This window comes from Candidatus Deferrimicrobiaceae bacterium, from assembly GCA_035256765.1.
GTDB lineage: Bacteria > Desulfobacterota > Deferrimicrobia > Deferrimicrobiales > Deferrimicrobiaceae > CSP1-8.
In genome coordinates, this window is sequence record DATEXR010000086.1 from 1 (window position 1) to 8,253 (window position 8,253).

8 protein-coding genes are annotated in these 8,253 nt (G+C 63.2%); 3 read left to right on the forward strand and 5 right to left on the reverse strand.

All coding sequences use genetic code 11. The annotated features are described in order from the left end of the window. The first annotated feature begins 336 nt into the window (after nucleotides 1–336). Nucleotides 337–1,950, forward strand: coding sequence for a phosphoenolpyruvate carboxykinase (ATP) (gene pckA, locus VJ307_02735; GenBank protein ID HJX73046.1), 1,614 nt, complete (start codon nucleotides 337–339; stop codon nucleotides 1,948–1,950). A 94-nt stretch (nucleotides 1,951–2,044) separates the two neighbouring features. On the opposite strand, the gene VJ307_02740 is transcribed toward pckA, so the two are convergent. Both VJ307_02740 and VJ307_02745 read right to left on the reverse strand, forming a co-directional pair. Beyond that, the gene (locus VJ307_02740) at nucleotides 2,045–2,359 is read right to left on the reverse strand and encodes a TfoX/Sxy family protein (GenBank protein HJX73047.1); all 315 of its coding nucleotides are present in this window, start codon (nucleotides 2,357–2,359) and stop codon (nucleotides 2,045–2,047) included. Nucleotides 2,360–2,439: 80 nt separating this feature from the next. After that, the gene (locus VJ307_02745; protein ID HJX73048.1) at nucleotides 2,440–3,324 is read right to left on the reverse strand and encodes a dienelactone hydrolase family protein; all 885 of its coding nucleotides are present in this window, start codon (nucleotides 3,322–3,324) and stop codon (nucleotides 2,440–2,442) included. A 186-nt stretch (nucleotides 3,325–3,510) separates the two neighbouring features. Here VJ307_02745 and VJ307_02750 point away from each other — a divergent pair, with 186 nt between their 5' ends. Next, the gene (locus VJ307_02750) at nucleotides 3,511–4,839 is read left to right on the forward strand and encodes a YhjD/YihY/BrkB family envelope integrity protein (GenBank protein HJX73049.1); all 1,329 of its coding nucleotides are present in this window, start codon (nucleotides 3,511–3,513) and stop codon (nucleotides 4,837–4,839) included. Nucleotides 4,840–4,955: 116 nt separating this feature from the next. On the opposite strand, the gene VJ307_02755 is transcribed toward VJ307_02750, so the two are convergent. Continuing rightward, nucleotides 4,956–5,627, reverse strand: coding sequence for a hypothetical protein (locus VJ307_02755; GenBank protein ID HJX73050.1), 672 nt, complete (start codon nucleotides 5,625–5,627; stop codon nucleotides 4,956–4,958). Between the two features lie 159 nt (nucleotides 5,628–5,786). Next, nucleotides 5,787–6,080: a GYD domain-containing protein gene (locus VJ307_02760; protein ID HJX73051.1), complete on the reverse strand. Its 294-nt coding sequence runs from the start codon at nucleotides 6,078–6,080 to the stop codon at nucleotides 5,787–5,789. A 528-nt stretch (nucleotides 6,081–6,608) separates the two neighbouring features. Here VJ307_02760 and VJ307_02765 point away from each other — a divergent pair. Further along, a complete protein-coding gene (locus VJ307_02765) occupies nucleotides 6,609–6,974 on the forward strand; it encodes a cupin domain-containing protein (GenBank protein ID HJX73052.1) in 366 nt (121 codons plus the stop codon). A 283-nt stretch (nucleotides 6,975–7,257) separates the two neighbouring features. Here VJ307_02765 and VJ307_02770 read toward each other — a convergent pair. After that, a partial coding sequence (locus tag VJ307_02770) for a reverse transcriptase domain-containing protein (GenBank protein ID HJX73053.1) occupies nucleotides 7,258–8,253 on the reverse strand: 996 nt, incomplete at its 5' end.

Genomic DNA, 8,253 nt, shown 5'->3' on the forward strand with positions numbered 1-8,253 from the left:
GCGTAGGCGCGCCGCGACCTCCCCCGGCAGGATCGCCCCGAGGGAATTCCCCACTTTGCGAACCTTTACCTTGCGCATGAACGCCTCCGCCCGATGTAATAACTTATGTTACAACTTCCCGTCGGGCATGTCGAGCGGGAAGGAGGTCGCTCGGCAAGGGATCCGGGGGGGTCTCCTGAGGAGGCTGCAAACTTGAGCTTAGCGGTCTAGGGCGACAGTCGCTGCCGGGGGTTGGCTGCCGCCGATCGAAAACCAATCAGTCGGCTGCTCCAGGCCGATATCGCGATAGAATGTTTCCTTGAAATCCATTTCGATTTCCTTTCGAGGAGGTTGGCAATGAACATCCGTTTGAGCGGCAACCGGGCGGACGACCTGTCCTTCCACGGGATACGGAAGGTCGAGGCCGTGTGGTGGAACCTTTCCGTCTCCGCCCTCGTCGAGCATTCCGTGAAGCGGCGCGAAGGTCATCTGGCGGCGACCGGGCCGCTCGTCGTGCGGACCGGGGAGTACACGGGCCGCTCCCCCAACGACCGCTTCTTCGTCCGGGAGAAGGAAAGCGAGGGTGCGATCTGCTGGGGGAATATCAACCGCCCCTTCGACGCCGACAAGTACGAGTCGCTCCGGGCGCGGCTCTTCGCCTACCTCGAGGGAAGGGAGCTCTTCGTCCAGGAGTGCCACGTAGGGGCCGACAAAGACCACCAGCTTCCGATTCGGATCATCACCGAGATGGCCTGGCACAGCCTCTTTGCCCGGAACATGTTCCTTCCGGTGACGGACGGGGAGGCGCTCCTGCGGCACGTCCCCGAGTTCACGGTCATCAGCGCCCCCGGGTTTCATTCCCGCCCCGAGATGGACGGGACCCGCAGCGAGGTCTTCATCCTGATCCACTTCGGCCGCAAGGAGGTGCTGATCGGCGGCAGCCTGTACGCGGGCGAGATCAAGAAGTCGATCTTCACCGTGATGAACTACCTGCTTCCGCAGCATGGCGTCCTTCCGATGCACTGCGCCGCCAGCTATGGGCGCGACGACCGCGACGTGGCGGTCCTCTTCGGCCTCTCGGGCACGGGGAAGACCACCCTCTCCGCCGACCCGGAGAGAACGCTGGTGGGAGACGACGAGCACGGCTGGAGCCGGCGAGGCGTCTTCAACTTCGAGGGGGGCTGCTACGCCAAGGTGATCAGGCTCTCCCCCGAAATGGAGCCCGAGATCCACCGGACGACCGGAATGTTCGGGACGATCCTCGAGAACGTGGGGATGGACACCATGTCGCGCCGGATCGACCTGGACGACGCGACCCTGACGGAGAACACACGCGCATCCTACCCGCTTTCCTCCATTCCCCGGGTCTCCCCCAGCGGCGCGGTCGGCCACCCGAGGCACATCGTGATGCTGACGGCGGACGCCTTCGGAGTGCTGCCCCCGATTTCGGCGATGACGAAGGACCAGGCGATGTACCACTTCCTCTCGGGCTACACGGCCAAGGTGGCGGGAACCGAGCGGGGAGTCGTGGAGCCGCAGGCGACCTTCAGCGCCTGTTTCGGCGCCCCCTTCATGGCGCTTCCCCCCTCGGTCTACGCAAAGCTCCTCGGGGAGAAGGTCGCAGCTCACCAGGTCAAGGTCTGGCTGCTCAATACGGGATGGACCGGCGGTCCGTACGGCACGGGGCGCCGGATGAGCATCGACCACACCCGGACGATGCTCCGCGCCGCGCTCGCCGGGAAGCTGGACAACGTCGAGATGCGGGAAGACCCGGTGTTCAGGCTGGGCATACCGGTAAGCTGCCCGGACGTGCCGCCTGAAATCCTCGACCCGCGTTCGACCTGGAAAGACCGCGCCGCCTACGACGAGTCGGCGAGGAAGCTGGCCGGGATGTTCGACGAGAACTTCGGCCAGTACGCCGGGGATGTGGAGCCGCAGGTCCGGGCCGCGGGAGTCCGCAGGCAGGGGTGATGGCTGTACGCTGAAGGTCGTCCGGGCCCGTCCGAAAACGACGGGGTACCGCACAATCGATGGCCGTTCGCCGCGCAGCGGACGACTGGCCCCTTCACCTCTTTTTCCTGGCCGGCGCCTTCCCCTTCTTTTTAAGCGCCGCGGCCTCCCTCGCCCAGGAGGCCAACTCCTCGTCGTCTTCGACGATCTCCTCCGGCACCTCGTAGTACGACTTCAGGACCTGCTTCTCGCTCGGGGCGAAGGGGCCCATCCCACGGTTCCGGTACTTCTCCCGCGTTGTCTCATTCGTCTTGAAGTAGAGGCGCCCGTCGTGGAGGATGCCGAAGAAGTCCTCCCCCAGGGAGAGGCCGTAGCCGCCAAACATGGACCGGCAGCTTACGTCCTCCAGGGAGCGCAACTGGTCGAGCACGAAGTCCCGATAAGAATTTACTTTTCTTTTTGGGCACATAACAGAAAAAACCTCAACGAATAGTTCCGTGTTCTCTCGCATCAGGATTGATCGGTCCGGTTTCCATCGACTCCCCCCTTCTCCTCCAGGTATTTCTTGAGGAGTTCGATCGTGGCGGGCCAGGCCTTCTCGGAGGCGGCCCGGTTCGCCCCGTCGCGGCCGTCCTGGGCGCGCAGGAACCCATGCCCCGCCCCCGGGTACGTGTGCGTGACGTATGTCTTCCCCAGCTCCTTCATCTTCGCTTCCGCGGGACCCACCGTCGCGTTCACCCGGGCGTCGTCGCCGCCGTAGAGGCCGAGCACGGGCGCGCGTACCCCCTTCAGTGCTTCCGACCCGGGGGAGGTGCCGTAATAGACCACCGCAGCGCCCAGGTCGGGTCGCACCGTCGCGTAGTGGAAGCTCTGGCCGCCGCCCCAGCAGAAACCGATCGTGGCGAACTTGTCCGTTGCGGCCGGCAGGCCCCTGCCGTATCGGCTCACGGCGTCCAGCGCGGCTACGACGTCCGGCTCCTTCAAATCGCGTACCGCCTTGACGACATCGTCGCGGCTTGCGAACTTGTCGGTCCCCCCGCGGCCCGGGCCCATTCCGGAGAGCAGGTCCGGCGCGATGACGAGGAAGCCGTCCGCGGCCAGCCGGTCCGCGACCGCCCGGACCCAGTCGGTGAGCCCGTACACTTCGTGGATGACGATCACGACGGGGGCTTTGTCCTTGCGCTCGGGGTAGGCGACGAAAGCGGACACCTTCCCTTCTCTTCCGGGGACAGCGATGTCGACCCACTCGTGGTGGCGCGGGGAGGTTTCCAGGGCGGCCTTGGCCCCGGCCTCGCCCGGCGGGATCGCCCCGGTGCCATGTCCGGCAGCGACCCCTGTCAGCGGGGTGACGAGAAATGCGAGCAAAACCGACATGATCGAGAATCGTTTGCGCATGGGTCTGCCTTTTTCCCCATTGGATGATCCAGCGGCCGGTTTCGACTCGCCCGATCCACATCAAACGTCCAAGGAGGCGGCTGCGGCCGGTTTTCCGCGCCCCGCGGTATGGTATATTGATCGCACTCGAACGCTCCCTCCTTCGGGGGAAAACCGGGAACGGATACCGTGCGGGGAAGGTCGCCGTTGCGGGAAAAAGCGAGCCACATCCTCGAATTCTTCCGGACCGGCATCTGGATGGTCCCGGAAAAGGGCCTTTCGCGGACAAATGCGTTCGCCGTCAGGACCCTCAAGATCTTCCTCCTGTCGGTGCGCAGATTCCGGGAGAAGCAATGCCCGGTGAAGGCCTCCGCGCTGACCTTCTACTCCATGCTCTCCGTCGTTCCGATCGTCGCGATGTTCTTCGGCATCGCCAAGGGGTTCGGCTTCGAAAAGAAACTCCAGGCCCAGCTCATGGCGAAGTTCTCCGAACACGAGGACGTGCTGCTCAGGGTGTTCGAATTCTCCAACTCGCTCCTGCAAAAGACCAAGGTGGGGGTCGTCGCGGGGATCGGGGTCGTCTTCCTGTTCTGGTCCGTCATCTCGGTGCTGGGATACATCGAGTACTCGTTCAACGACATCTGGAACGTCAAGAAGGGGCGCACGTTCGCCCGGAAATGCAGCGATTACCTCTCCGTCATGCTGGTGTGTCCGGTCATCTTCCTCCTTGCCAGCAGCCTCACGGTGACGATGGTGAGCCAGGTGAAATTCGTCGCGGCAAGGCTGGGACTACTCGGCGTTCCCCCGGGCCCGATCCTGCTGCTGCTGGACGTCCTGCCCTTCGTCCTCATCTGGGTGCTCTTCACCTTCCTCTACATTTTCATGCCGAACACGAAAGTCCGCCTCCGGTCCGGCCTGATCGCCGGCGTGGTAGCCGGCACCGTCTACCAGGCGACCCAGTGGCTCTACGTCGTCTTCCAGGTCGGGATGGCGAAGAACAACGCGATCTACGGGAGTTTCGCCGCACTGCCCCTCTTCCTCATCTGGATGCAGGTCAGCTGGTTGATCGTCCTGCTGGGGGCGGTGATCTCCTTCGCCGTCCAGAACGCGGATACCCTCGTCTTCCCCGTCGACGCGGCGAAGGTGAGCCCCGAGAAGCGCAGGCTTCTTTCCCTGATGATCGCCCGCCTCGTGATCCGGAATTTCGCCGCGGGGGAAAAGGCGCTGACCGCCCCCGAAATCGCCGCACGCCTGGAAATGCCGTCTCCCCTGATGCGCCGGATCCTTACGGATTTCGCGGCCAGCGGGCTCTTCTCGGTCACGCGTGTGGAGGAGTACGAGGAGCCGGCGTACCAGCCCGCCTTCGATATCCACCGGATCACCGTGAAAACCGTCCTGGACGCCCTGGACCGGTGCGGCTCCGTGGAGCTGGCGTTTCCGGCCACCGAGGACTATCAGGGCCTATCGGAGACCCTGGCGGCCTTCGAATCCGCAATGGAAGAATCCCCCGCCAACAAACCCCTGATCGACCTCTGAATCGCCGGGGTCCGGACGGTCCGCCGGTGCCGATGGGAGGAATTTCTTAAACCCTTGGGTCTATCGCAGACCGAGCTCGCCGAGAAACTCGGGGTTTCCTATCCGCGCGTACGGGTTTAGCCTTTGGCGGCCTCCCACATCGTGTCCCAGTACAGCAACTCGAACCCTTGCAGCATGCGGGCCGCACGCCGGATGCGCACGGGATCCGCCCCTTGTTGCAGCCCCTCCTCCACCACGGCCAGGCCCTGCTCCTCGAATCCGGGCGGTGCGCTGGCAAACAGATCGAAGAAGGCGACGTCCTGCCCGGAGAGACCGTAGCCCGCCTGGAGCGCCCGGCTGATCCGCCCGCAGTTCTCGCCCCAGGCCGTGAGGTTCACCAGGAAGGCCCCCACGAATTCCGCGGCCGTCCCGTAAGTGGCGAGCCAGTTCACGTACGCGCTGTAGGCGAACGCGCCGGGGAGCGGCTCTGCCGCATGCAGCTGTTCCGGCGACAGGCCCAACGCCTGCCCGAAGTCCCCCAAGGCCGTAAGAGCCGCGCGCTCCCCTTGCAGCATTCCGCTAAGAAAGTCCCGCGCGCGCTGCGACTCCGCCCGGGACACGATCAGCGCCACGCTGCGGAGGTCGCTCTCGATGATGTGACACTGCTGGCCCGCAAACAGCGCCAGCTTCCCCTTCTCCACCCCCCGCGCCTCCAGGGCCCCCAGGTACGGGTGGCGGCGAATCCGCTTTTCGGTGGATGCGATGGCCTTGCGCGCATCGTCCAGGAGCTGTCGTGCCCGATGAGCCATAGCCTGCCCTCCTCCCTCATTTCCCGGTGATTTTCGGGATCGCCGGCAAAAACGGTTCCCCGGGGCGCCAGCCGACGGGGCACAGCTCAATACAAAAGGGACGGAGCCTTCCGGCTCCATCCCCGTTTCGCGCCGAAATTTCCCTTCTTCCTTCCCCTCCTAAGTAAGCCCCTTAACAATCTTGTCCATCTCCTGAGCGGAGAAGGCTCTGAGGGTCTCGGTCTTGACATTTCCCATCATACCCAGCCCCAGCGTCAGGCGGCTGATGGTTTCATCGTCAGGTGCCTCCGCTACCACAATGACGTCATAGCGCCCCATGGTCCAATGGACCTCCCTGACCTTGACATTCACCTTCGCTGCCAGCTCCTGGAAGTCTTTGGCTCGTTTGGTCGACTCCTTCACTTTTCGGATCCCCTGTTCCGTCCATTTCATCAGACCGATATAGGTAGGCATCGTCCTCCCCCTTTCGGCGCTTCTCATGCGCCGTCGAGTCGGTGTTTACCACGCCCTACGACCGTTGAATTCTAGTATCGTTCCCGATGGGGAAGGGTGTCAAAGCATCTTACGCTCCTTCCTTAGGAACGAAGGTGATATCGGTTTTTCCTTCCCGCCCCTTGATACCGATCCCGGATATACCGATCCATGTTCGTGTTCGAAAATAGAGCATTGCCCGCGATCCCAATTCCAAGCCGGATCAGATTCGGACGGGCGAGATAGAAATTCTCCAAATCCGTTTTACCGAGTTCGACCGACCTGCCTGCGGAGGAAAAATCCTCGGCCCGGCACGGCGAGACGAGGGGAAGAAGCAGCAGGATGAGTCCCGACGGGGTCCGGGAACGTGCGCCAACTTTTCCTCCTGCTCCCCCGCGATTGCTATTTGCTCCTGAGGGGGAACTTCAGAAGCCCCACCTCATCAAATTTGTAAGAACCATTCCATTTCTCATAGGCAACCCAACCGACGGACATAGGAAGGATGATGATATGGCAGGGAAAACAGAACGGAAAGGCTTCGGCAAGCCCGATGAGGTGCGGGATTTCCCCAAGGGCAAATTGGAGTTGATAACGATCGGCGGAGCGACCATCGGCCGTGCCACGCTGGAACCGGGGTGGCGTTGGTCCAAGTCCGTCCAGCCGATCGCAAAAACAAAGAGCTGCGAAGCCCCCCACTTCCAGTATCACGTGGCGGGAACCCTGAAAGTCGTGATGGATGACGGAACGGAGCTCGTGTGCAAGCCGGGCGACGTGTCGCTCCTGCCGTCCGGACATGATGCCTGGGTGGTCGGAAACGAGAATGTCGTGATCGTTGACTTCCAGGGGATGGTGGATTACGCAAAGAAGGCCGGCTGATTCGGGGCGGTGAACCACTGGAATTGCTGCGGGTCCGCTGGAGGCGGGGGTCCAACCCCGCCTCCCATTTCATTTAGCGAAACTTCTTTTTCACCCCGGAAAAGGCCGTTGTTTGCACGGGGGGTGCTGTCCGTTGGGACTCCCTCCATCCCTTTCCTCGCCGAAGAGCACCCACCAGCAGTATGAGTAGAGGTATGAGTGATTACCGAAAATCGAGTAGGCGGGGGGTCTTACGGCCCCCCACCTCTCACACCACCGTACGTGCCGTTCGGCATACGGCGGTTCATGCAAGACTCGCAAGGCGTTGATGTTCTGCCAGAAGGCTCATGAGTCCCTGCTGGTAGAGCCACTTGGCGGGCACCGCAGCGTTGATATGCGACGCTCCGGCGTTCCACCACGGGCCTCGTCCGTTCATCCCCGAGGTCCAGGCTCGTACCCTTTCGATCCCTCGCTGAATCATCCTCTTGGCTCTGGTCCCTGGCCGTTTCCACTGCCGCCATAGAACTGCGCGGAGTTTTCTTCGTATCCATTGGTCCATCTCCTCCTCCTTGCCCAGATCGTCCAGCAGGATGTTGGAGAGCAACGGAGACAGAGGGCCGCCCTGAGGGGTCCCTTCTTCGCGGGCCGGCGCGATTCCTTCGACCATCGCACCGGCGGTGAGGTACCGCCGGATCAGCCGAAGGAGACGCTTGTCTCCGATCCGTCTGGCCACCCGTGCCATCAGCACGTCGTGGTTCACGCGATCGAAGAACTTCTCCAGATCCATATCCACCACGAAGCGATAGCCCGCTTCCACGTGGGCTTGGGCCGCCACGATCGCGTCGTGGCACCCTCGCCCCGGACGGAAGCCGTAACTGCTCACGCTGAAGTGGGGATCGAAGACGGGGGTTAGCACCTGCAGGATCGCCTGTTGAATCAACCGGTCCAGAACCGTCGGGATGCCCAGCAGGCGTGTCCCCTTCCCGTCCGGCTTCGGGATCTCTACCCGTCGGATCGGGGAGGGAACGTACGTCTCGCCGAGCAACTCCTCCCGGATGCGCGGCCAGTGCTCCTTCAGGTACGGCGTCAGGGCCTCGACCGTCATCCCGTCGACTCCCGGCGCTCCCCTGTTGGACCGGACACGCTTGAGGGCTTCCATCAGGTTCTCACGGCGCAGCACCTCCTCCAGAAGACCTTCCGCCTTCGGTCGGGGTTCTTCCGTTCCCACCGCGGACGCTTGACGCTCCCTGCCCGGACCCTCGCGGGTTCCGCCCGCTGCCTTCCGGGAGTCCTTTGGCTT